The organism is Nocardiopsis sp. LOL_012 (genome assembly GCF_048060475.1).
GTDB lineage: Bacteria > Actinomycetota > Actinomycetes > Streptosporangiales > Streptosporangiaceae > Nocardiopsis.
Genome location: NZ_JBHMIV010000030.1, coordinates 1 through 21,040, shown reverse-complemented (window position 1 = coordinate 21,040; position 21,040 = coordinate 1). Strand labels below are relative to the sequence as shown.

Annotated in this window: 25 protein-coding genes and 2 pseudogenes; 17 read left to right on the top strand and 10 right to left on the bottom strand. The window is 71.9% G+C overall.

Annotated features, from left to right (window positions below; genetic code table 11):
- The first annotated feature begins 90 nt into the window (after positions 1-90).
- From ACFHWE_RS17920 to ACFHWE_RS17905, 4 genes are all read left to right on the top strand, one after another.
- Entirely contained in the window at positions 91-2,010 is a 1,920-nt protein-coding gene (locus ACFHWE_RS17920; RefSeq protein ID WP_416602817.1) for a methylmalonyl-CoA mutase family protein, read from the top strand.
- Positions 2,007-4,217, top strand: coding sequence for a methylmalonyl-CoA mutase (gene scpA, locus ACFHWE_RS17915; RefSeq protein WP_416602816.1), 2,211 nt, complete (start codon positions 2,007-2,009; stop codon positions 4,215-4,217). The genes ACFHWE_RS17920 and scpA overlap by 4 nt, the downstream gene beginning before the upstream one ends.
- A complete protein-coding gene (meaB, locus tag ACFHWE_RS17910) occupies positions 4,214-5,257 on the top strand; it encodes a methylmalonyl Co-A mutase-associated GTPase MeaB (RefSeq protein WP_416602815.1) in 1,044 nt (347 codons plus the stop codon). The genes scpA and meaB overlap by 4 nt, the downstream gene beginning before the upstream one ends.
- 343 nt (positions 5,258-5,600) lie before the next feature.
- Positions 5,601-5,972, top strand: coding sequence for an STAS domain-containing protein (locus ACFHWE_RS17905; protein ID WP_028649902.1), 372 nt, complete (start codon positions 5,601-5,603; stop codon positions 5,970-5,972).
- Positions 5,973-6,084: 112 nt separating this feature from the next.
- Here the strand turns inward: ACFHWE_RS17905 and ACFHWE_RS17900 are convergent, their stop codons facing one another.
- The 4 genes and pseudogenes from ACFHWE_RS17900 to ACFHWE_RS17885 form a co-directional block, all read right to left on the bottom strand.
- Positions 6,085-6,738: a maleylpyruvate isomerase family mycothiol-dependent enzyme gene (locus tag ACFHWE_RS17900; protein ID WP_416602814.1), complete on the bottom strand. Its 654-nt coding sequence runs from the start codon at positions 6,736-6,738 to the stop codon at positions 6,085-6,087.
- 99 nt (positions 6,739-6,837) lie between these two features.
- On the bottom strand, positions 6,838-7,293 hold the full coding sequence (locus ACFHWE_RS17895) for a hypothetical protein (RefSeq protein ID WP_416602813.1): 456 nt from the start codon (positions 7,291-7,293) through the stop codon (positions 6,838-6,840).
- A 404-nt stretch (positions 7,294-7,697) separates the two neighbouring features.
- The gene (locus ACFHWE_RS17890; protein ID WP_416602855.1) at positions 7,698-8,141 is read right to left on the bottom strand and encodes a Scr1 family TA system antitoxin-like transcriptional regulator; all 444 of its coding nucleotides are present in this window, start codon (positions 8,139-8,141) and stop codon (positions 7,698-7,700) included.
- Between the two features lie 72 nt (positions 8,142-8,213).
- Positions 8,214-8,312: pseudogene (locus tag ACFHWE_RS17885) on the bottom strand (helix-turn-helix domain-containing protein); the annotation flags it as partial.
- Between the two features lie 119 nt (positions 8,313-8,431).
- Here ACFHWE_RS17885 and ACFHWE_RS17880 point away from each other — a divergent pair.
- The 3 genes from ACFHWE_RS17880 (at position 8,432) to ACFHWE_RS17870 (ending at position 9,347) form a co-directional block, all read left to right on the top strand.
- Positions 8,432-8,716, top strand: coding sequence for a hypothetical protein (locus ACFHWE_RS17880; protein ID WP_416602812.1), 285 nt, complete (start codon positions 8,432-8,434; stop codon positions 8,714-8,716).
- Between the two features lie 9 nt (positions 8,717-8,725).
- Entirely contained in the window at positions 8,726-9,013 is a 288-nt protein-coding gene (locus tag ACFHWE_RS17875) for a helix-turn-helix domain-containing protein (RefSeq protein ID WP_416602811.1), read from the top strand.
- 73 nt (positions 9,014-9,086) lie between these two features.
- Positions 9,087-9,347, top strand: a complete 261-nt coding sequence (locus ACFHWE_RS17870) for a hypothetical protein (RefSeq protein ID WP_416602810.1) — start codon at positions 9,087-9,089, stop codon at positions 9,345-9,347.
- Positions 9,348-9,368: 21 nt separating this feature from the next.
- Here ACFHWE_RS17870 and ACFHWE_RS17865 read toward each other — a convergent pair whose 3' ends face one another.
- A complete protein-coding gene (locus ACFHWE_RS17865) occupies positions 9,369-9,767 on the bottom strand; it encodes a hypothetical protein (RefSeq protein ID WP_416602809.1) in 399 nt (132 codons plus the stop codon).
- A gap of 100 nt (positions 9,768-9,867) precedes the next feature.
- Here ACFHWE_RS17865 and ACFHWE_RS17860 point away from each other — a divergent pair, with 100 nt between their 5' ends.
- Complete coding sequence (locus ACFHWE_RS17860; RefSeq protein ID WP_416602854.1) at positions 9,868-10,443, top strand: TetR/AcrR family transcriptional regulator; 576 nt, start codon at positions 9,868-9,870, stop codon at positions 10,441-10,443.
- Between the two features lie 9 nt (positions 10,444-10,452).
- Complete coding sequence (locus ACFHWE_RS17855) at positions 10,453-11,649, top strand: GDSL-type esterase/lipase family protein (protein ID WP_416602808.1); 1,197 nt, start codon at positions 10,453-10,455, stop codon at positions 11,647-11,649.
- A 44-nt stretch (positions 11,650-11,693) separates the two neighbouring features.
- On the opposite strand, the gene ACFHWE_RS17850 is transcribed toward ACFHWE_RS17855, so the two are convergent.
- On the bottom strand, positions 11,694-11,960 hold the full coding sequence (locus ACFHWE_RS17850) for a helix-turn-helix transcriptional regulator (protein WP_416602807.1): 267 nt from the start codon (positions 11,958-11,960) through the stop codon (positions 11,694-11,696).
- Positions 11,961-12,042: 82 nt separating this feature from the next.
- Here ACFHWE_RS17850 and map point away from each other — a divergent pair, with 82 nt between their 5' ends.
- The 6 genes from map to ACFHWE_RS17820 all read left to right on the top strand — a co-directional run bounded on the left by map (position 12,043) and on the right by ACFHWE_RS17820 (position 15,251).
- Positions 12,043-12,813 (top strand): type I methionyl aminopeptidase, encoded by a 771-nt coding sequence (gene map, locus ACFHWE_RS17845; RefSeq protein ID WP_416602806.1) that lies wholly within the window; start codon positions 12,043-12,045, stop codon positions 12,811-12,813.
- 70 nt (positions 12,814-12,883) lie between these two features.
- Positions 12,884-13,228, top strand: a complete 345-nt coding sequence (locus tag ACFHWE_RS17840; RefSeq protein WP_416602805.1) for an ATP-binding protein — start codon at positions 12,884-12,886, stop codon at positions 13,226-13,228.
- Positions 13,229-13,415: 187 nt separating this feature from the next.
- Positions 13,416-14,069, top strand: a complete 654-nt coding sequence (locus tag ACFHWE_RS17835) for an NADPH-dependent F420 reductase (protein ID WP_416602804.1) — start codon at positions 13,416-13,418, stop codon at positions 14,067-14,069.
- A 61-nt stretch (positions 14,070-14,130) separates the two neighbouring features.
- Positions 14,131-14,604: an NUDIX hydrolase gene (locus ACFHWE_RS17830; RefSeq protein WP_416602803.1), complete on the top strand. Its 474-nt coding sequence runs from the start codon at positions 14,131-14,133 to the stop codon at positions 14,602-14,604.
- Between the two features lie 69 nt (positions 14,605-14,673).
- Complete coding sequence (locus tag ACFHWE_RS17825; RefSeq protein ID WP_416602801.1) at positions 14,674-14,955, top strand: type II toxin-antitoxin system Phd/YefM family antitoxin; 282 nt, start codon at positions 14,674-14,676, stop codon at positions 14,953-14,955.
- Positions 14,952-15,251, top strand: a complete 300-nt coding sequence (locus ACFHWE_RS17820) for a type II toxin-antitoxin system RelE family toxin (protein WP_416602800.1) — start codon at positions 14,952-14,954, stop codon at positions 15,249-15,251. Before ACFHWE_RS17825 ends, ACFHWE_RS17820 begins: the two co-directional genes overlap by 4 nt.
- Before the next feature lie 33 nt (positions 15,252-15,284).
- Here the strand turns inward: ACFHWE_RS17820 and ACFHWE_RS17815 are convergent, their stop codons facing one another.
- From ACFHWE_RS17815 to ACFHWE_RS17805, 3 genes are all read right to left on the bottom strand, one after another.
- Complete coding sequence (locus ACFHWE_RS17815) at positions 15,285-16,178, bottom strand: M48 family metallopeptidase (RefSeq protein ID WP_416602799.1); 894 nt, start codon at positions 16,176-16,178, stop codon at positions 15,285-15,287.
- 128 nt (positions 16,179-16,306) lie between these two features.
- Complete coding sequence (locus ACFHWE_RS17810) at positions 16,307-16,957, bottom strand: DivIVA domain-containing protein (RefSeq protein WP_416602797.1); 651 nt, start codon at positions 16,955-16,957, stop codon at positions 16,307-16,309.
- Positions 16,958-16,993: 36 nt separating this feature from the next.
- Complete coding sequence (locus tag ACFHWE_RS17805; protein ID WP_416602796.1) at positions 16,994-17,479, bottom strand: DivIVA domain-containing protein; 486 nt, start codon at positions 17,477-17,479, stop codon at positions 16,994-16,996.
- Between the two features lie 467 nt (positions 17,480-17,946).
- Between ACFHWE_RS17805 and ACFHWE_RS17800 the strand changes: the two genes are divergently transcribed.
- Entirely contained in the window at positions 17,947-19,146 is a 1,200-nt protein-coding gene (locus tag ACFHWE_RS17800; protein WP_416602795.1) for a hypothetical protein, read from the top strand.
- 49 nt (positions 19,147-19,195) lie between these two features.
- Here ACFHWE_RS17800 and ACFHWE_RS17795 read toward each other — a convergent pair whose 3' ends face one another.
- Positions 19,196-20,062 carry an N-acetylmuramoyl-L-alanine amidase gene (locus ACFHWE_RS17795; protein WP_416602794.1) on the bottom strand — a complete coding sequence of 289 codons (867 nt, stop codon included), beginning with the start codon at positions 20,060-20,062 and terminating at the stop codon, positions 19,196-19,198.
- A gap of 497 nt (positions 20,063-20,559) precedes the next feature.
- On the opposite strand from ACFHWE_RS17795, the pseudogene ACFHWE_RS17790 reads away from it, so the two are divergent.
- A pseudogene (locus ACFHWE_RS17790) lies at positions 20,560-21,040 on the top strand (cell wall protein); the annotation flags it as partial.

Genomic DNA, 21,040 nt, shown 5'->3' with positions numbered 1-21,040 from the left:
TCCTCGGGAGGAACGCTCCGTCTATGACCGTTTTCCGCCACGCTGACCCCTGACCCCACCAAACCGAATCGGGTTCTATACCATTTCGGCATGGACGTCTCTGATAGGGCAGCCGGTGGTTCCACCGATCCCCGCCTGGCCGAAGGGTTCCCCGCGGCCACCCGCGAGAGGTGGCGTGAACTCGCCTCCGCCGCGCTGCGCAGGAGCGGTGTCTCCGAGGAGCGGCTCGCCGACACCCCCGAGGCACTGCTGGCCACCCGCACCCACGACGGTTTCGACATCGCCCCGCTCTACACCGCCGAACCCGCCCAGGCCGACCCGGGCTACCCCGGCCTGCCCCCCTTCACCCGGGGCTACCGGCCCGAGGGCGCGGTCCTCGGCGGGTGGGACATCCGCGCCCGCCACACCGACCCCGACCCGCGCGTCCTGCGGTCCCGCCTGCACGACGACCTGATGAACGGCGTGGGCTCCCTGTGGATCGCCGTGGGCACCTCCGGGATACCCGCCGCCTCACTGGGCGACTCCCTCGCCGACGTCCACCTCGACCTCGCCCCCGTCGTCCTGTCCGCCGGGGCCGACTACGCCGACGCCGCCCGCGCCCTGCTGCGCGCCCACACCGACGCCGGGATCCCCGACAGCGGCGTCCGCTCCCACCTGGGCATCGACCCCCTCGCCACCGCCGCTCGGCTGGGCGAGCGCCCCGACCCCGCCGACGCGGCCCGCTTCGCCGCCGAGTGCGCCCGGGGCCGCCCGCACCTGGGCCTGTTCGTCGCAGACGGAACCCTCGTCCACGAGGCGGGCGGCTCCCCGGCACAAGAACTGGGCACCGCCATCGCCGCCGGCACCGCCCACCTGCGCGCCCTCACCGAAGCCGGACTCGGCCTGGCCGACGCCGTGCGCCGCATCGAGTTCCGCCTGTCCGCCGACGCCGACCAGTTCTCCGTGATCGCCGGGCTCCGGGCCGTGCGCGCCATGTGGAACCAGGTCCTGGCCGCCTGCGGACTGCCCCCCGAACAGCGCACCCTGCGTCTGCACGCCGTCACCTCGTCGGCGATGACCACCCGCCGCGACCCGCACGTGAACATGGTCCGCGCCACCGTCGCCTGCTTCGCCGCGGGCGTCGGGGGCGCCGACTCCGTCACCGTCACGCCCTTCGACTCCGCCATCGGCCTGTCCGACGACTTCGCCCGCCGCATCGCCCGCAACACCCAGTCACTGCTCATCGAGGAGTCCCACCTGGCCCGTGTCATCGACCCGGCCGGCGGCTCCTTCTACGTCGAGTCGCTCACCCGCGACCTGTACCGCGCCGGATGGGCGTTCTTCCAGGAGACCGAGGCCGCGGGCGGCCTCGCCGCGGCCATCGCCACCGGCATGCTGCGCGAGCGCGTCGACGAGGTGTGGCAGCGGCGCCGCACCGACATCGCCCACCGCCGCGCACCCCTGACCGGGGTCAGCGAGTTCCCCGACCTGGAGGAGGCCCCCCTGGTGCGCCCGCCCGCACCGGGAGGTCCACCGGCCACGGGCGCCTTCCCCGTACGGCGCTACGCCGAGGACTTCGAGGCCCTGCGAGACCGCGCCGACCTCCAGACGGGCGACACCGGCCACCGGCCCACCGCCTTCCTGGCCACGCTCGGTCCCGTCGCCGCGCACACCGCCCGCGCCTCCTTCGCCGCGAACCTCCTCGCCGCCGGAGGGATCGCCGCAGATCGGCCCGGACCGCTCGACACACCCGAGGCGGCAGCCCGCGCCTTCGCAGCCTCCGGCCACCGCGTCGCCGTCCTGTGCTCCTCCGACACCGTCTACGCCGAGCACGCCGAGGCGGCAGCCCGCGCCCTCACCGGCGCCGGGGCCCGCCGGGTCCTGCTCGCCGGAGCACCCCGCGACACCCACCGGGCCGCCGGCGTCGACGGCTTCGCCCACCAGGGGTGCGACGCCGTCGCCCTGCTGACCGACCTGCTGGACCTGCTCACCGCCGACCCGTCCGCGACCTCCCAGGGGGCGAGCGCATGATCCCCGACTTCTCCCGGGTACCCGCCGAGCCACCCGCGTCCACCGGGGGCGCCACCGCCTGGCGCGACGCCGTCCGCGACCACAGCGGCAAGGACCCCGGCGCCCTGGAGTGGGAGACCCCCGAGGGCATCCGCGTCAAGCCGCTGTACACCGCCGCCGACCGGGCGGGGCTCGACTTCGTGGACGGCCTGCCCGGCATCCCGCCCTACCTGCGCGGCCCCTACCCCACCATGTACGTCAACCAGCCGTGGACCATCCGCCAGTACGCGGGCTTCTCCACCGCTGAGGCGTCCAACGCCTTCTACCGGCGCAACCTGGAGGCCGGGCAGAAGGGCCTGTCCGTCGCCTTCGACCTGGCCACCCACCGCGGCTACGACTCCGACCACCCGCGCGTGTCCGGCGACGTCGGCATGGCCGGGGTGGCGATCGACTCCATCTACGACATGCGCACGCTCTTCGACGGCATCCCGCTGGACCGGATGAGCGTGTCCATGACCATGAACGGCGCCGTACTGCCCGTCCTGGCGCTCTACATCGTCGCCGCCGAGGAGCAGGGGGTGCCCCCCGAGCGGTTGTCGGGGACCATCCAGAACGACATCCTCAAGGAGTTCATGGTCCGCAACACCTACATCTACCCGCCGAAGCCGTCGATGCGGATCATCTCCGACATCTTCGCCTACACCTCGCAGCGGATGCCGCGGTTCAACTCCATCTCCATCTCCGGCTACCACATGCAGGAGGCCGGGGCCACGGCCGACCTCGAACTGGCCTACACCCTCGCCGACGGCGTGGAGTACATCCGCGCCGGGCAGCGCTCGGGCCTGGACGTGGACCGGTTCGCGCCGCGCCTGTCCTTCTTCTGGGCGATCGGCATGAACTTCTTCATGGAGGTCGCCAAGCTCCGCGCCGCCCGCCTGCTGTGGGCGCGCCTGGTCAGGGACCTGGGCGCGGTGAAGGACAAGTCGCTGAGCCTGCGCACCCACTCCCAGACCTCCGGGTGGTCGCTCACCGCCCAGGACGTGTTCAACAACGTCGCCCGCACCTGCGTGGAGGCGATGGCCGCCACCCAGGGGCACACCCAGTCGCTGCACACCAACGCCCTGGACGAGGCGCTGGCCCTGCCCACCGACTTCTCCGCCCGCATCGCCCGCAACACCCAGTTGTTCCTGCAACAGGAGTCCGGCACCACCCGCACGGTCGACCCGTGGGGCGGCAGCTACTACGTCGAGCGGCTCACCCGGGAGCTCGCGGCCAAGGCGTGGGCGCACATCCAGGAGGTGGAGCGGGCGGGCGGCATGGCCGCCGCGATCGACGAGGGCCTGCCCAAGATGCGCATCGAGGAGGCCGCCGCCCGCACCCAGGCCCGGATCGACTCCGGCCGCCAGCCGGTGATCGGCGTCAACAAGTACCGGCCCGGCACCCGCGACGAGATCGAGGTGCTCAAGGTCGACAACGCCGAGGTGCGCGCCCGGCAGATCGAGAAGCTGCGCCGTCTGCGTGAGGAGCGCGACGAGCGGGCCGTAGGCGCCGCCCTGGCCGCCCTCACCGAGGCCGCCGGGCGCGAGTCCGCCGCCGACGAGTCCCTGCGCGGCAACCTGCTGGCCGCCGCCGTGGACGCGGCCCGCGCCAAGGCCACCGTCGGGGAGATCTCCGACGCCATGGAGCGGGTGTTCAGCCGCCACGCCGGGCAGATCCGTACCATCCAGGGTGTGTACAGGGACGAGGCCGCGAGCGGCGGGAGCGCCGCCGACCTGATGGAGCGCGTCGCCGCGCGCATCGGGGCGTTCGCCGAGGAGGAGGGACGCCGCCCCCGCATCCTGGTCGCCAAGATGGGCCAGGACGGGCACGACCGGGGGCAGAAGGTCATCGCGACCGCCTTCGCCGACCTGGGCTTCGACGTCGACGTCGGCCCGCTGTTCCAGACCCCCGCCGAGGTGGCCGTCCAGGCGGTGGAGGCCGACGTGCACGTGGTGGGGGTCTCGTCGCTGGCGGCCGGCCACCTCACCCTCGTCCCGGCGCTGCGCGAGGAGCTCGCCGCACTGGAGCGGGAGGACGTCATGATCGTGGTGGGCGGCGTCATCCCGCCCGCGGACGTCGACGCGCTCAAGAAGGAGGGCGCGGCGGCGGTCTTCCCGCCCGGAACGGTGATCGCCGAGGCCGCCCTCGACCTGCTCGACCAGTTGGAAGCCCGGCTGGAGGGGGAGTGAGCGCGGCCGGGGGCGCCGCGCGCGGGCGCCGCCGGCCGGACCCCGCGGCCCTCGCCGAGGGCGTCCTGGCGGGGCACCGGCCGACCCTGGCGCGGGCGATCACCCTCGTGGAGTCCCGCCGCCCCGACCACGCCAGGGCCGCCCAGGACCTGCTGGTGAAGCTCCTCCCGCACACCGGCAGCGCCCTGCGGGTGGGGATCACCGGTGTGCCGGGGGTGGGCAAGTCGACGTTCGTCGACGCGCTCGGCACCGCGCTCACCGGGTCCGGCCACCGGGTGGCGGTCTTGGCCGTGGACCCCTCCTCCACGCGCACGGGCGGCAGCATCCTCGGCGACAAGACCCGCATGGCACGGCTGTCGGTGGACCCGAACGCGTTCATCCGTCCCTCGCCCACAGCCGGGACCCTCGGCGGCGTGGCCCGGGCCACGCGGGAGACCATGCTGCTCATGGAGGCCGCCGGGTTCGACGTGGTGCTGGTGGAGACCGTGGGGGTCGGCCAGTCCGAGGTGACGGTCGCCGCCATGGTCGACTGCTTCCTGCTGCTCACCCTGGCCCGCACGGGCGACCAGCTCCAGGGCATCAAGAAGGGCGTACTGGAGCTGGTTGACGTGGTCGCGGTGAACAAGGCCGACGGTCCGCACGCCGATGACGCCCGCCGGGCCGCGCGGGAGCTGTCCCGGGCGATGCGGCTGCTGCGGCCGGTGCACCCCGACTGGCGTCCGCCCGTGCTCACTTGCAGCGGTCTGAGCGGGGACGGTCTCGACCGGGTGTGGGAGTCCGTGCTCGAACACCGCCGGGTGCTGGAGCGCGGCGGAGCCCTGGCCGAGCGGCGCAGCGAGCAGCGCGTGAGCTGGATGTGGGACCAGGTGCGCGACCAGGTGATGGACGCCTTCCTGCGCGATCCGCAGGTGAGCGCGCTCCTGCCCGGACTGGAGGCGGGGGTGCGGTCCGGGGAGACCACGGCGACGCTCGCGGCGCGCGGACTCGTCGAGGTGTTCACGCGGAATATCACTCAGGGTGATGGAAACTCCATAGAGTGATGATCTGGTCACTGTCCCTGTGGTGAAGGTTTTCTTACTTCCAGGTGAACGACTCCAACCTCCTCAACTGGTGAAATAACACCGTGTAAGCGGACGAACCAGGTGTTATGGATCACATGAGTGAACGGGAAAGAAAAATTCCTCGCTGTTGCCATTCCCGATCGGGCCGATCGCCTATACCGTGTGTGTCCAACGACTTACCAGACTCTCGGGCGCGTCAGCCTCATCATCCTGGGATCCGGTGCGGGAGTGCTACCGGATCCCAGCCAGCGCGCTCCGTCGGTCTGCGTATGGTGAAGCCAAGGACCCCCGACAACCGACCGTGGGGCCGGGAGGAGTGAACGTGCACAGGCTCGGGCTGAGCACGCGGGTAGACAGCCGCAGCGTCATCGTCGCGGTCGAGGGAGAACTCGACATCGCGACCGCCGCCGACCTCCAGGAACAGATCGAGTCCGCCATCGACGAGCACGGGTCCTGGCTGATCCTGGACCTGTCCAAGCTGGACTTCATGGACTCCAGCGGGCTCAACGTCATCATCAACGCCTACCGGACCGTCCGTGAGCGGGGCGGTTCCCTCGCGCTCGCCGCTCTCAACGAGCGCGTCACCAAGGTCGTCCGCCTGGTCGGCCTGCACCGCCAGGTCCCGGTCCACCGGACCGTGGCCACCGCCGTCACCGCCATGGAGGCCCTGGAGGCCAAGCGCCAGGCCGGGTAGCCCTCCGGGCGCGCAGCCACCCACCGGTGTCTCCCCGGACGTGGGCCCCGCCCCTGCCCTCCGGCGCGGGGACAGGGCAGGGGCGGCCCGGTCTGAACCGGCCGGGCCGTGGTCAGCCGTAGATGTTGGGAACCGTGTCCAGGCCGCACGCGGCCGGGTCCTTGCGGCCGGTCCCAGCGAGTACGAAGTCCAGCGGATCCCCGTGCACCTCGGGGCCGCCTTCGCCGACCTCCACGGTGCCCACGTCCTCCAGCACGAACCGGGCCGGGGCCGCGCCGCGCCTTTCGAGGGCGAAGCGGACGAAGTCCACGGTCGCCGCCAGTCCGGGACCCCGGTCGGAGGGCAGACCCAGCGCCGCGCGGATGTCGTCGGCGTGCACGTAGGTGTCCTGGAGGAGCAGGAGCACGCTCTCCCCGCGCCGGTAGCCCATCGGCCCGGGGGAGGTCCAGGAGCGCTCGCTCATCCCCGCGAACGGGCCCCGCAGCGCCCGCGCTTTGCCGCGCAGTTCCTCGGCCAGGGCCTTCGGGGTGAGAACCCGGTACTCCGCTGCCTGCTCGTCGGCGGTGCGCCGCCCCGACGCGCGGTCCGCGATGTCGACGGCCACACCGAACACGTGCCCCGCCACGTCGCGGACGGCCCACCCCTCGCAGCGCGTGGGCGCGTCCCACTGCTCGGGCGTGAGACCGGCGACCAGGTCGCAGAACTTCTCGTACTCGTCGATCGCCCCGTCGGCGGTCTCCTGCTGCGGCGGGTACGGCGTCGTCATGGGGGCCTCTCTGTCGGGTGGCTCGCCTGCCGGTGTGTCCGTTCCGAGCCTAGGAGAGCGCCCCCCGGACGGGGGCCGCGCCCCGCCGGTTGGCGGCCGTCAGGCGGTACGGGCGTACGGGGCCAAGAGGTCGCCCCCGGGGACCGGCCGCGGCGCGGGGACCGGGGAGGTGCGTGCCGCCCGGCTCGCGGGAGCGATGGGACCGGCCGTCCAGCGGTCGAGGCGGGCGCGGGCCTCGGCCTGGCGGCGGCGCAGCGCGCGTTCGTCCTCGAAGGCCCGGTAGTAGCCGCGGATCAGCGCGACCTCTTCGGCCGGGATCGGCGCGGGGGCGGGTGCCAGGCGCGGTGCCGGACGCGGTGCGGGTTCGGGGCGGTCCGGGGGAGCGGTGGCGGCCTGCTCGGGGTGGGGCGGCGGCGCGTAGCGGCGGACCCGGGTGGAGCGGCGCCTGCGCATCGGGGCGGCGGCTGGGCGGGCGTGGCGGCCGCGTGCCGGTGTGGTGAGCGCCCACAGGAGCCGCACGGTTGCGCGCAGGAGGGCAGGGATAGAATAGGCCATGTCGGCAAGTCCTTTGCTTAAAGACTGAAATGTTGCTGGCCAGGGCCCCGGGCGCTTCTAAACGTCGCGGGGTCATTCGTGTTTTCGGTTGTTGGGAGACAGCGTAGGGGATGGTGGGGGGGGTGGTGCGAACTTTTCTGCGAAAAAGTGCGCCCACGGCAGTCTGGTCGCCAGTCTTCCCAGTTCAGATCGGGTAGGAAAAGAACCAGCCCTTTTTGTTCCTCTGGCCTGAAAAGGGTTATTAGTCCGAATTGAGAGGGAAGTTCTCCTGGAACACGCCGGTCCGCGGGCAGCGGCGGACGCGCCCCGCTCTGAGGCATTCCGGCACGGTGTACGGCGGCAGGGGAAGCCCGAACACGGGCTCGAACACGGTGATGCCCCGGGCGACGGGGTCGCCCGGGGCATCACCGGGGTGGGACGGCGTTCGCCTCCAGATGGTCCGAGGAAGCCATCTCGCGGCCGTCCGCCATACGGAACAGAGAGAACGGCCCCGGTACCCCGAACAGCAGCGTTCCCTCGGGCAGCAGGTGAACCGAGACGCGGTCCGGCAGGCCCAGCAGGTGTTCGGCATGCTCAGCGCGTACCTGCTGGGGTGCTCCCGTCAGTGCGGACAGCGGGAACACCGCACTGACCTTGCTCGACAGGTGGCCCAGGCGTTCGGATCGTAGCTGCGCGAGTCCGACCACATCGCGCACCTTGCGTCCGGCCTCATAAACGAGTTCGGCGTAGCTGCGGCACCACAGCAGACCCGGCACCGCGTGGGGGCTCACCAGGTCGATACGGGTGGCTTCGCGCTCCAGCGTGTCGACGTCGCGCAGGAACGGGGGGCGGTGGCCGAGTTCTCCCACGCGGCCAGCAATGCCCCATGGGCCTAGGCCAGGTCCAGAGCCGCGACCGCGCCCCGGGAGGGGCTTGGTCTTGCCGGACAGGTAGCGCGACAGCGACGCGGGCGACACCTTCGACCGTGCGGACAGCGCCCGTTGGGTCAGACCGGACAGTTCCAGGTGCCGGGCGAGCACTGCGGGGAATCCGTGGGGGGCATGGAATCGTTGTACACGGTGTTGCGTGCCCGTATCCGGTGTTTCCACGAAGACGTCAAGACGTGGCCCAACACCGCAGGTAGCGGGACGCTGGCGGCATGGAACTTGAAGACACGCGCGTCATCTATCTGCGCGACCTCCAAAGCGCCCTGACCGCCCGGCGGCTGGGCAGCAAGCTCGCCCGGACCGTCTACCGGGGTGAGTTGACCCCCACCCTGTGCTGCGACCCCTACCTGGGCCAGGCAGCCGTCCGGGTCGAGGACGACCAGTTCACGTTCCCCGGCGTCACCACGCCCCGGGTACGGGTGCCCGTCAACCGGCCCGGCGAGGGCGTCGAACGACTGATCACCGAGCGCGCCGGGCGCGTGGCCGGCATCGTCTGAGGGGGCGGGATGACGTTCTCCCTGTGCAGGCACTGCGGAAGCCCCCGTCAGGGCGGGGCACCGGCCTGGCGGTGCACCTGCATCCCCTCCCAGGTGTGGGAGGAGCCCGCGATGGCCCGCGCCGTGCGCCCCCTGAACCTGTCGGAGGTGATCCGTCTGTTGCGCCGCCACCCCGGTACCCGGCACCTGTCGCAGTCGGCGCTGGCCAACATCAGCGGCCTGTCCCAGTCGGCCGTCCCACGGCTGGAGAAGGGTCGGCACGCCGCCAACGTCCGCCGCTGCGTCGGAGGACCGTGACCGGCCGGGGCCGCGCGGCGGCGGGGCGAGCCCGCCTTCGGAGGAGCCCCCGGTGGGTCCGGGGGTGCCGTGCGTGGTCATCACCTGTCCGGTCCCCGTCTACGTGCAGGTGGTCGACCCGAGCAGCGGTCCTGGGGGCGAGCCGCCCCGGAACCGGGCCGAGATCGCCTTCGTGGCCGATGAGTCCGGTCCGCGGCTGGTCCTCACGCGCGACACCGTCTGGGGCGTGGACAGCAGTCTGGACGGCGCTACCGCCTGGTTCGCCCTGCACCCTCCCGGCAGCCCCGCCCTGGAACCCGCCCCCTCCCGGCCTGAGCCCGAGTCCTGGAAGTGAGGACGTCAGCTTCTCGGTTGTTCACGGCCGAGAAGCTGACGGTTCGGCCCTTCTGACACGTGCGGCCACCTCGGCGAGGTGGGCGTCGTCGGCGCGGGTGTCCTCGTGCGAGGACAGGTAGCCCTGGTAGCTCTCGAAGTAGCCCTCGATCTTCGAGGCCACCTCGCGCCAGCTCCCGCCCGCGTTGCCCGCCGTGCCGTGCATCGGGACGAGCTTGGCGTGGGCGTGGTCCACCCCGTAGCCCTCGTAGATGATCCCGGTACGCGCCACGTCGTCGAACGCGACCCGGCGACGGTGCGCGCGGCGCTTCCGGAGATCGAGGCCGCGGGCACGCGCGCGCTGGAGTCCATGCGCGGGCTGGTCTCCCGGCTGCGCGAATCCGACGAGCCCCCGCTCGCCCCGAACCCCGCACCCTGGCACGGGAGCAGTGTGATCAGCCCCTCGCCCCTACGGAGAGTCCCCCTTTGCCTAACCCCATTAGGAAAAAGTAGTATTCGCATAGGACAAGGGGGAAGAGATGATGGCACGCGCGCGGCTCAACACGGAACTCCTGGTGGGGGCGGGGGCTGACCTCGCCGACGAGGCCGGGTTCGAGAACGTCACCCTCTCCGAGGTCGCCCGCCGGTTCGACGTCAAGACCGCGAGCCTGTACACGCACCTGAGGAACTCCCACGACCTCAGGACCCGGATCGCCCTGCTGGCGCTGGAGGAACTCGCCGACCGCGCCGCCGACGCCCTCGCCGGGCGCTCCGGCAAGGACGCGCTGGTCGCGCTGGCCGACGTCTACCGCGACTACGCCCGCGAGCACCCCGGCCGCTACGCCGCCACCCGGTTCCGGCTCGCCCCGGAGACCGCCGCCGCCAGCGCCGGCCCCCGGCACGCCCGCATGACCCGGGCGGTCCTGCGCGGCTACGACCTTCCCGAAGCCGAACAGACCCACGCCGTCCGCCTGCTGGGCAGCGTCTTCCACGGCTACACCGACCTGGAGATGGGCGGGGGCTTCGACCACAGCGCCCCCGACACCGACCAGACCTGGTCGCGCGCCCTCGACGCCCTCGACACCCTGCTGCGCCACTGGCCCGCACCCGAGCACTAGGACACCGCCATGGACCTCACCACCACCCCGGTCACCGCCGACCTACTGCGCGGCGCCCTCGAAATCCAGGACACCGAACACGGCCCGCGCCCCTCCCGCCTGCCCGCCCGGGCGCTGGCCCAGGCGCCGGACCCGCTGCTCGCCGACCTCGCCGCACAGACCTCCGGCGTCCGCCTGGCCCTGCGCACCCGCGCCACCGTCGTCGAACTCGACGCCCTGCCCACCAAGCGCTCCTACGTCGGCGCGCCGCCGCGCCCGGCCGGGGTCTACGACCTGCTCGTCGACGGCCGCCTCACCGCGCGGGGGCACGTGGACGGCGGTGACACCCTGGTCATCGACATGGCCGCCGGAAGCGTCGAGCACCGCCCCGGCCCGGTGGGCACCGTGCGCTTCACCGGCCTGCCCGAGGGCGACAAGGACGTCGAGATCTGGCTGCCGCACAACGAGGCCACCGTGCCGGTCGCCCTGCGCACCGACGCGCCCGTGGCCCCCGCCCCCGAGCGTGCGCGGCCGGTGTGGCTGCACCACGGCAGTTCCATCAGCCACGGTTCGGACGCGGCCGGCCCCACCTCGACCTGGCCCGCCGTCGCCGCAGCCCTGGCCGGAGCCGCACTGGTCAACGTGGGCCTGGGCGGCAACGCCGTGGTGGACCCGTTCACCGCTCGCGCCCTGCGCGACACGGCGGCGGACGCGATCAGCATCAAGCTCGGCATCAACGTGGTCAACCAGGACGCCATGCGGCGGCGCGCGTTCGGCCCTGCGGTCCACGGGTTCCTCGACACCCTCCGCGAGGGGCACCCGGACACGCCGCTGCTCGTCGTCTCCCCGATCCACTGCGCCATCCACGAGGAGGTGCCCGGCCCCACCGGGATGGACAGGTCCGCCCTGGCCGAGGGCCGGATGGGCTACCTCGCCGAGGGCGACCCCGCCGACCGCGCGGCCGGGCGCCTGGCGCTCACCGACATCCGCGAGGAGCTGGCCCGGATCGTCCGAGAGAGGTCGGGGGAGGACCCGCACCTGTACTACCTGGACGGCCTGGAGCTGTACGGGGAGGCGGACGCGGGCGAGCTTCCGCTGCCCGACGACCTGCACCCCGACACCGCCGGGCACCGCCGGATCGGCGAGCGTTTCGCCGAACTGGTCTTCGCGGCCGGAGGCCCCTGGGAGAAGGTGGCCGAGCCCTGCACCAGCACAGGGCTCGGGTAGCCGACCCCTGCACCAGCACAGGGGTCGTCCCGGGGAGGACCGGATCAGGTGTGCTGGACCGCGGGTTCGGTCCGGTTGATCTCGGTCCACACGGCGTCGAGGGAGAGGCCGAGGACGTCGGCGAGCGCGGCGATGGTGGGGAAGGAGGGCGTGGCCACGCGCCCCGACTCGATCTTGCGGAGCGTCTCCGGGGAGACACCCGCGTCGAGCGCGACGTCGAGCATCGAGCGCTCCCCCCTGGCACGGCGCAACAGGGCGCCGAGGCGCTGTCCGCGTGCGACCTCGGCGGCTGTGAGCGGCAACCTGACCATGGCTGCGATTCTAGTACCGGTATAGTATTACCGGTATAGTATTACCGGTATAGTTATTGGAATCCTGGAGAAGGCGCCGCGCATGATCGAGATCCTCAAGCCCACCGACCTCCCCCGGGCCAGGGCGGCGGGCGCCCTGGTCGCCGACATCCTGCGGACGCTGAGGAGCCGCACCACGGTCGGTACCAACCTCCTGGAGCTCGACCGGTGGACCGGGGACATGATCGCTGACGCGGGGGCGCGGTCCTGCTACGTCGACTACGCGCCGTCCTTCGGCAGCGGCCCGTTCGGCCACTACGTCTGCACGGCCGTCAACGACGCCGTGCTCCACGCGATGCCCCACGACTACGCGCTCGCCGACGGCGACCTGCTCACACTCGACCTCGCCGTCTCCCTGGACGGCATCGCCGCCGACTCCGCGATCAGCTTCATCGTGGGCGAGGCGAGGCCCGCCGAGAGCGTGGCGATGATCGAGGCGACCGAACGCGCGCTGAGCGCGGGGATCGCCGCCGCCAGACCCGGAGCGCACGTCGGCGACCTCTCCCACGCCATCGGCACGGTCCTGCGCGGGGCGGGGTACTGGATCAACACCGAGTTCGGCGGCCACGGCATCGGGTCGACGATGCACCAGGACCCGCACGTCCCCAACAACGGGCGGCCCGGCCGCGGGTACAGGCTGCGCCCCGGGCTGCTGCTCGCGCTGGAGCCGTGGGTCATGGACGACACCGCCCACCTCGTCACCGACGCCGACGGCTGGACACTCCGCAGCGCCACGGGATGCCGCACGGCGCACAGCGAGCACACGATCGCCATCACCGACGACGGCGCCGAGATCCTCACCCTGCCGAAGTAGGAGCAGGAGGGGCGGCTCCCGCCCTGCGGGAGCCGCCCCGTGCGTGGTGTGCGGGGGTCAGTCGCGCCCGGTGCGGCACACTCTGTCGGGCGACCCGGGCGGTGCCGTGAAAGTCGTGGTGGAGCCCCGCCCCTCCCGCTTCATCCTCACCGTCACCGACGACGCCCCCCGGCCCGGCCCGACGAACCCGGTGCCCCGGACCGAGCAGGGCGGCGACCTCCTCCGGGTTGGCGGCTACGGCCTCCGCCTGGTCGACGCCCTGGCCTCCTACTGGGACTGGACCGGTGCGGCGGGCGGCCCCTCACGGTCCGGGTGTGCCTGGACCGGGACGGCGCGCCCCCGCTCCGGCCCGCCCCGTTCTCCTGACGGTCAGCCGATCCCCAGCAGCAGGAACAGGACCGGGACCACCGGGTAGGGCGGGTGGGGGTCAAGGGCCATGTTCAGCACACGGACTCCTCGGGGGTCGTGGGGGTCGCTGATGCGAGCCTAACCCGTCGCTCCATCGGCGGATCGGCCCGCTTCCCCCGGCGCGTGCTCCCCCTCCCCGGCACCTCGGGCGGGCACTCTGTCCCAGGGGACCAACCGACCTGGAGGAGTACACGGTGATCGTGCTGATCGTGGGGGCCGGGAACATGGCGCGCGGCATCGCCGCCCGCGCCCTGGCCGGGGGCAACGACGTGCGCCTGGTCGACCGGACCCGGAAGAAGGCGGAGGACCTGGCACGGGAGCTGTCGGGCGCACCCGAGGGCACGGTCGAGGTCTTCTCCTCCGTCGCCGAGGCCGCGGCCGGTGCCGACGCCACCGTGCTGGCCGTGCCCTACCCCGCCACGCTCGACGTGGTCCGCCTGCTCCCCGAGGGCGGGCCGGTCGTGGTCGACATCGCCAACCCCGTGGACTTCTCCACCTTCGACTCCCTGGTCACCGAACCGGGCACCTCCGCCGCGGAGGAGGTCGCCGCCGCCAACCCCGACGCCCGGGTGGTCAAGGCGTTCAACACCGCCTTCGCCACCGTCCTCGCCACCGGACGGCTGGACGGGGACCTGCCCCTGGACGTGTTCGTGGCCTCCGACAACGAGGCGGCCAAGGAGGTCGTCGTCCAGCTCGCGCGGCGCGGCGGCCTCAACCCCCTGGACGCCGGTCCGCTGCGCCGGGCGCGCGAACTGGAGGCCCTCCAGTTCTTCCACATGACCCTCCAGGACCGGGTCGGCCTCCGGTGGGCGTCGGCGATCCAGATCGTGCCCGGCGCGACCCCCTGAACCGGATCGGCCCGCTCCGATCGACGGACCTCCCGTCCCCGGCACCGCTACGCTGCGCACCATGCCGATCCCTGAATTCGTCGTGGAACTGCGCCGACACGTCGGCCACGGCCTGCTCCCGCTCACCGGTGTGACGGCCGTGGTCCTGAGCGAGGGGGGCGACGTCCTGCTGCACCGGCGCGCCGACGACGGGCGCTGGTGCACCCCCGGCGGCATCCTCGAACCCGGGGAGCAGCCCGCCCAGGCCCTCGTGCGCGAGGTGTGGGAGGAGACCGGGGCGCGTGTGTCCGTGGAGCGGCTGACCAGTGTGGTCGCCCACGCCCCCTACACCTACCCCAACGGCGACCGGGTGCAGATGCTCGACCTGGCGTTCCGCTGCCGCTACACCGGCGGCGGCCTCGACGCCGGGGGCGACGAGTCCCTGGACGTGGGCTGGTTCGCCCCCGACGCGCTGCCTCCGATGGAAGCGCGCATCCTCGACCGCATCGCCTGGGCGCGTGAGGAGGAGCGCACCGGCCCCCACTTCCGCCTGTGAGCCGTCCGGTGGCGTCGGACTCAGCATCCGCACTGAACGTCACAGATGTACATCCAGTACATTGATTGTATGAATGAGCCAGTCACGGAGACCATGGCCGAGGTCCGTCGACACCTTGCCGACACGATCGAGCGCGCCCGCCACGGCCGCACGCCGACCTTCATCACCCAACGGGGCCGAACGACCGCCGTCATTCTCGACGCCGACGAGTACAGGCGTCTCCTCGCGGTGGAGGAGAGAGCCGAGGACGTTTGGCTGAACCGGTTGGCGGACGAAGCTGAGCAGGAGGGACGCGAGGATTCGGTCTCCCTTGAGGAGATGGCCCGGGAACTCGCTGGGGGGGAGGGGTGAGGCGCCACCTCACCCGGTTCTCCTCAGCGGCTCAGCGCCGGATGCGCAGGATCCCCAAACAGGCGGCGGTCAGGATTCTGCGCCGCCTCTCCGAGCTGCAGGCCGCGCTCGGCACCGGTGACACTGAGGCTTTCGACATCAAGCCTCTGACCGGGCACCAAGGTCGTTGGCGGCTGCGTGTCGGCGACCACCGTGTCGTGTACACCCTGGACAAGGACGACGAGGGAGGTCCGATCGTCTGGGTGTGGGGCATCACCGTCGGCGATCGTCGAGAGGTCTACCAGCGAGACTTGTAGTCCACCGCCTGTGATCCTTCCGGCTGCGCCTGGCTACAGGAAGACCCTGCCGTATCTCCTCCGGTCGCGCAGCGCCGCCATTCTCCGCGTGTTGCTCGGCCGTCTGGACAACAGGTGGTACAGCAGCAGGGACGCGCCCCGGTCGGTGCGCGCGCGGTCGGCCATCTCGCCCATGTTGACCTTCGTGTACAGGTGTGTTCCCCCGGCGAAGAGCCGCACGGTGTGCGCGCCCTCCGGGTGGCACGCGTAGGCGTTGTCGTCCGCGGTGTACTCCATGGCGCGCGCCAGCGACGCACCCAGGCCGGGGACGAGTTCCGCGCCGAGTGTGGCCACTCGCCTCCAGTACGACAGGTGTCCGGCGGTGATGTGGCCGATCTGGTGCGCCACCAGGAACGCGAGCGCGTCGGGGTCCCTCGGGCGCCCGTCGGGGTCGAACAGTTCATCGGGCAGGACGAGGTAGCGGCGTGTGGTGTGGGCGCAAGCGTCCGTGGCCAGGCGGCCCCCCGAGGCACGGACGTAGGCCTCCGGGACCCGGTGCAGCCCCATCACGGCGGACAGTTCCGTGACCGTCCGGTACGCCTCGGGGAACTGCGTGGGGGAGATCTTCACCGACTCCGCCCGCTGGCGCGCGTAGCGCAGACCGCGGGCCGCCCAGCACACCGCAGGGACGGCCGCCGCCGCCACGGCGGTCCAGGCCCAGGAGTCCGTCGCCGTCCACACCGTGTGGACGGCGACGGCGATCACCCCCGTGCCCACAAGGGCGCACACCGCCAGAAGCGGAAGCTCCCACGGATGCGCCGGCGCCGGGGCGAGTTCCTCGACGGCCTTCTCCGCCCCCGCGTCGGACGCCCCGGATCGGCCGCGGAGCGGGGGCACCACCATTCGCGTATCCGAACCCCGTGCGTCGCCGGGCATCGCGTGCAGCATCCTGCCTCCCCTCGGGCGGAGGTCGGCTGACCTCCCGGCCTCGTTGCTCCCTGTAGCGAAATATTACGTTCCGCTTGGCTTGGGATGGGGTGGTCGCCCTGCGGCGTGTCCGTGTGCCCGCGTCTGGATCAGCGTCCCTCGTATTTCCGCAGTTCCTGGGCGAGGAAGTCCAGGAACCGGTCCACCTGGGTGGGGTCGTACCCCGGCCGTGCGCGGGTGGTGGAGAACTGGATCCGCTCCACATCGGCCGCGGTGAGGGTGGCCCGCTCCGGTCGGCCCTGCTGGAGCATGTCGACGGTGAACTCGGCACGGTCGAGGAAGTCGTCGACCTCCTGCTCGTGGTAGCCGGTGGTCAGCCGGGTCGTGGCGAACCGCTGCTCCCTGATGTCCTCCGGGGTCAGCCGCCGCGCGTCGCGCTCCGGCTCCTCGGGAGCGCCCCGGTGGGGAGGGGGCTGGGTCTGTGGCAGCGGGGGCACCGGGGCCGACGGTGCCCCGGCACGCCCGAGCCCGCGTCCGGCCAGGTCGGCGGCGACGGTGTCGAGGAAGTCGTCGACCTCCTCCTCGTCGTAGCCCGGGCTGAACCGTGTGGTGCGGAAGCGGGCTTCGCGCACGTCGTCGGCGCTCAGCAGCGGCTCCGTGCGCGGGCCGGTACCCTCTAGTGCCGCGAGGGTGGACTCGATGAGGTCGAGGAAGTCATCGACGTCCTTCTCGCTGTAGCCCGCGCGCAGGCGCACCGTGTGGAACTTCTTCTCGCGGATGTCCGCCGGTGTCAGACGCATACCCCCATTGTGCGTCCGGCGCGGTTCCTTTGGTAGTCATCCCCTCTCTTTCCGTGATTCGGCCGTGTCGAGGCGGTCGACGAGGGAGTTCAGCGCCTTCGCCACCTGCCTGTGGTCGTAGCCGCGCAGGACGGTGTCGAACCGTGTCGCGCGCAGTTCGCCGGCGGAGATCCGCGGCGCGCCTCCGGGGTCGCGGAGGGTGGCGAGGGCGAGGGCGAACACCTCCTCCACCTGGACGCGGTCGCAGCCGCGCAGGACCACGTCCAGTTCGATCGATTCGAGGTCCTCGGTCCCCGCGGCTCCGGAGAGCGCGGCGGCGAGTTCCCGGAGGTAGTCCTCCACCTGTGTGCGGTCGTAGCCGCGCAGGACGACGGCGATACGGGGCGTGCGCAGTTCGTCGGCGGTGACCGGGGTGTCCGTGTCTCCGTCGAGTGCGGCCAGGGCGCGTCGGACGAGGGAGTCGACCGTGTGGCGGTCGTAGCCGCGTAGAACCGTGTCGAACTCGGGGGATGATGGTGTCATGTCCGAATAATGCATCTTCGGGCTTTGTTTGTGTAGCGCCCGATGCGTTCCGCGTCGTTGGCGCCACACTCCGTGCCGGTCGGCGCCGTTCTGCCGAGACGGCTCGGATGCTCGGACCGAAGTGATGGTTCGCCGATTCATGAAGAAATCGTGAAGAGGTCATCGTTTTGCGGTCGGCGAGCAAAGACTTCAACGTGATGAGTTCGTTATATGCATCCGAATGGGTTCGGATACGCTTTCAGGGTAGGCTTCGCGCTTTGTCACCCTGTGGTTCGGCGGGTGTGCGCTGGGTGGTGTCTACGATTTCCATTCCCTGTGGAGGTATGCCCTGGACCCGGTGACGGCCTCCCGTCCCCCGCACATTCCTGGCCCGCTCCGCTGATTCCGGCCGTCCCCTCGCGGTCCGCGTCCGCGCGGCCAGTCCGGCCCGACCCCACGGGCCGGGACGACCCGAGCGAGGATCCGCCTTGGACCACACCGCACCCCTCACAGCGCGGCGCATCATACGGAGCGGCGCCGCTTTCGCCGCCTTCGGCGCTCTCACGGTCGTCGCCGCCGCTCCCGCGCACGCCGGTGTCTACCACTACGGCTGGGCGGGCGCCAACGTCGCCGCCGACTGGGCCTGGTCGTCGACGACCGGTGTCACCACGGGCGACGACTCCGACAGCGACGGCTTCCACGTCGCGGTCGCCGACTACCTGACCGTCAAGGCCGGGACCAGCGCCGCCGTCATCAGCGGTATGGGGTCGACCTCGACCACCGCCGTCGAGGAGGCCCGCCTCCAGTTCACCGCCGACGACTTCGAGGGCCTGCTCGACGACCTCCCCGAGTCCCCGAGCCCCTCGGCCTCCGAGAGTCCCGACGCCTCCCCGGGGGCGAGCCCGTCGGAGTCCCCGTCCCCGGGCATCACCGAGGTGCCGACCGACCCTTCGGCGGACCCCGGGGCGTCGGAGTCGCCCCGGACCGAGCTCACCGAGGTCCCTGTGGACCCCTCAGGAGACCCGAGCACGTCGGAGTCGCCCCGGACCGAGCTCACCGAGGTCCCGGTCGATCCGTCCGGTGACCCGAGCGTGTCGCCGTCCGGCCCGGAGCTCACCGAGGTATCCGGGGCGCTCCGCCTCGGCGGGGACAGCGCCGCCCTGGCCGGGGGCGGGGACGAGATCGTCCTGGACGTCACCGTCTCCGGGATGAGCGTCACCACCACCCAGACCTGGTCCGGGGAGGTCACGCACTCCTTCGAGGCGGGGGCGGTCACCGAGAACGTCGATCTGCTCGACGCCTCGGTCTCCGTCTTCGAGCAGACCGGCGTCCTGGAGGACACGACGGACGGTGTGGCCTGGACCGACGCCTACACCGTCGGCCTGCTCACCCTCACCGTGCCCGAGACGGCCGAATTCACCCACCCGCTGGCCGTCGCCTACGCCAGCGTCAGCGAGGAACTGCACGAGTCCGGGGAGGGCGACGACAAGCAGCCCCCGCCCGAGCGCGACGAGCCCGAACCCCGGCCCGAGCAGCAGCCCCACGCCACACCGCTCGCCCAGACCGGTTCGCCCATCGGCGGCTTCGTCGCGGCCGGCGCCGCCATCGCCCTCGGCGGTGGCGCGGCCGTCTTCCTGGCACGCGGCAGGAGGAGCGCCGTCCCGGCCGAGGAGACCGCCGAGAGCTGATCCGCCTCGTGTCCGGCAGTCGGAGCCCCGGGAACGCCGTTCCCGGGGCTCAGCCGCGCATGAGGTAGAGGGCCAGGCCGTGCGCGATCGAGTCCGCCGCCCGCTCCCGCCACGCGGCGTCCGATATGAGCGCGGCGTCCTCGGGGTTGCGCATGTTCCCCGCCTCCAGGAACACCTTGGGGACGTCGGACATGTTGAGACCGCCCAGGTCGGTGCGTTCGTCCAGGCCCTCGTCGGCCAGGTAGTCGGCATAGGGCATGCCGCTGCCCTCCAGGTAGGCGCGGCGCAGGTCCTCGGCCAGGTCCAGGGAGGGCGCCACGATGTCGTCGGTGAACCCTGGGACCTCGCCGGGGGCGATCACGTGGAAGCCGCGCCCAGACTCCGGACCGCCGTCGGCGTGGATGGACAGGGCGGCGTCCGCCTCGACCTCGTTGCCGATCTCCGCCCGTTCGTCGATGCAGGGCCCGACGCTCTCGTTGTCGTCCCGGGTGAGGACGACCGTCACCCCGTCGGCCTCCAGCCGTTCCCGGACCAGCAGGGCCAGTTCCCAGTTGAACTCGTGCTCGGCGTAGCCGTCGGCGGTCTCCGCGCCGACCGTGTCGCAGGACTTCTCCCGGGGGCCGGCGGGGACGGGTTCGCCGATGCGGGACGCGGCCTCGGCGTTGCCGCCGTTGTGCCCGGGGTCGATGACGACCACCCGTCCGCTGAGCGGGCCCTCCGGGAGGGGAGCGGGGTCCGCGGGAACCCCTTGGCCGTCGCCGTCTCCGGCCGGAGCGTCCTCCGGCGACGGCAGCGGCGGTGCGGCCGTGGGGTCCGTTTCCGGAGCCGGGCCGTGGGTGGAACAGGCGGTCGCGAGGAGCAGGGCCAGAGCGGCCAGCGGCAGGGCATGGGCTCTGCGCGGTGCGGAGGCGGGCATGGCCCCAAACTAGCCGCTGTACGGGAGTGTCCAGAGCTGTCAGGAAAGCATCACGGAGAGTGGTAAAGCCGAACGCAGATCTCTAAGAATTCAGTCCTCTCATTAGGAGAGACTCCTGAATGTTCGTGGGGTTTACATCGAATTAAAAAATCTTGACATGAAGCTACGACCTGTGTGTATGCACTTAAGGCGCATGGAGTTACTTTTTCGTTATGTAGAGAAGAGAATGTGGGCCTCCGGTTGGTATAGCCTCGTGTCCGCAGGGAAGGAACGCGGTCCCTCAAGGTTCCGCAGATCAGTGCTCTCCACTGGGAGGGCTCCCATCGCGCCCCGTAGCGCCCGGCGCACGGGTGTGACACCTGGCCGCCTTCCTCCGATCACACATCCCCTGGTGCGCGTCCCCTCCTTCGAAGCCGCCCCACCCCCGAGGGCGCCCGTGGACGCGAGGCCGGGCCGGCCCGAACCCCCGGGACGGACGACCCCACAGAGGTTTCATCTTGAAGCACACCGCGCGAGGCATCATTCAGGGCGGAGCCACCTTCGCCGCCCTCGGCGCCCTCACCGTCGCCGCCGCCATGCCCGCCAGCGCCGACCCCTACGGCTGGGCCTACGCCAGTGCGAACGGCGCCGACAACTGGGCCGAGACCCACATCACGACCAGTGATTCGGTCTCCACCCCCTTCTCTGGCGGACTCGGCGGGTGGCTGACCTACTCGGGTACCGCGACCGCCGTCGTGGATTCCGAGGGCGCCCACGGCACCACCACGCTTGAGGGCAGCATCAACCTCACCAGGGGCGACGTCGAGCCGCTCTTCGAGGACGAGGAGCCGGAGACCCAGCCTTCCGGCGAGCCGTCGGAGGTTCCCTCTGAGGAGTCTTCCGAGGACCCGACGGAAGAGTCTTCCGAGGAGCCGCTTGAGGAGGCCACCGAGCCCGAGACGCCGGTCGAGACCCCCTCCGAGGAGCCGATCGAGGAGG

Coding starts and splice junctions, on each gene's coding strand:
- ACFHWE_RS17920 (WP_416602817.1), top strand. CDS start 91: ATGGACGTCTCTGATAGGGCAGCCGGTGGTTCCACCGATCCCCGCCTG.
- scpA (WP_416602816.1), top strand. CDS start 2,007: ATGATCCCCGACTTCTCCCGGGTACCCGCCGAGCCACCCGCGTCCACC.
- ACFHWE_RS17900 (WP_416602814.1), bottom strand. CDS start 6,738: ATGACGACGCCGTACCCGCCGCAGCAGGAGACCGCCGACGGGGCGATC.
- ACFHWE_RS17895 (WP_416602813.1), bottom strand. CDS start 7,293: ATGGCCTATTCTATCCCTGCCCTCCTGCGCGCAACCGTGCGGCTCCTG.
- ACFHWE_RS17880 (WP_416602812.1), top strand. CDS start 8,432: ATGGAACTTGAAGACACGCGCGTCATCTATCTGCGCGACCTCCAAAGC.
- ACFHWE_RS17875 (WP_416602811.1), top strand. CDS start 8,726: ATGACGTTCTCCCTGTGCAGGCACTGCGGAAGCCCCCGTCAGGGCGGG.
- ACFHWE_RS17860 (WP_416602854.1), top strand. CDS start 9,868: ATGGCACGCGCGCGGCTCAACACGGAACTCCTGGTGGGGGCGGGGGCT.
- ACFHWE_RS17855 (WP_416602808.1), top strand. CDS start 10,453: ATGGACCTCACCACCACCCCGGTCACCGCCGACCTACTGCGCGGCGCC.
- ACFHWE_RS17850 (WP_416602807.1), bottom strand. CDS start 11,960: ATGGTCAGGTTGCCGCTCACAGCCGCCGAGGTCGCACGCGGACAGCGC.
- map (WP_416602806.1), top strand. CDS start 12,043: ATGATCGAGATCCTCAAGCCCACCGACCTCCCCCGGGCCAGGGCGGCG.
- ACFHWE_RS17830 (WP_416602803.1), top strand. CDS start 14,131: ATGCCGATCCCTGAATTCGTCGTGGAACTGCGCCGACACGTCGGCCAC.
- ACFHWE_RS17825 (WP_416602801.1), top strand. CDS start 14,674: ATGAATGAGCCAGTCACGGAGACCATGGCCGAGGTCCGTCGACACCTT.
- ACFHWE_RS17815 (WP_416602799.1), bottom strand. CDS start 16,178: ATGCTGCACGCGATGCCCGGCGACGCACGGGGTTCGGATACGCGAATG.
- ACFHWE_RS17810 (WP_416602797.1), bottom strand. CDS start 16,957: ATGCGTCTGACACCGGCGGACATCCGCGAGAAGAAGTTCCACACGGTG.
- ACFHWE_RS17805 (WP_416602796.1), bottom strand. CDS start 17,479: ATGACACCATCATCCCCCGAGTTCGACACGGTTCTACGCGGCTACGAC.
- ACFHWE_RS17795 (WP_416602794.1), bottom strand. CDS start 20,062: ATGCCCGCCTCCGCACCGCGCAGAGCCCATGCCCTGCCGCTGGCCGCT.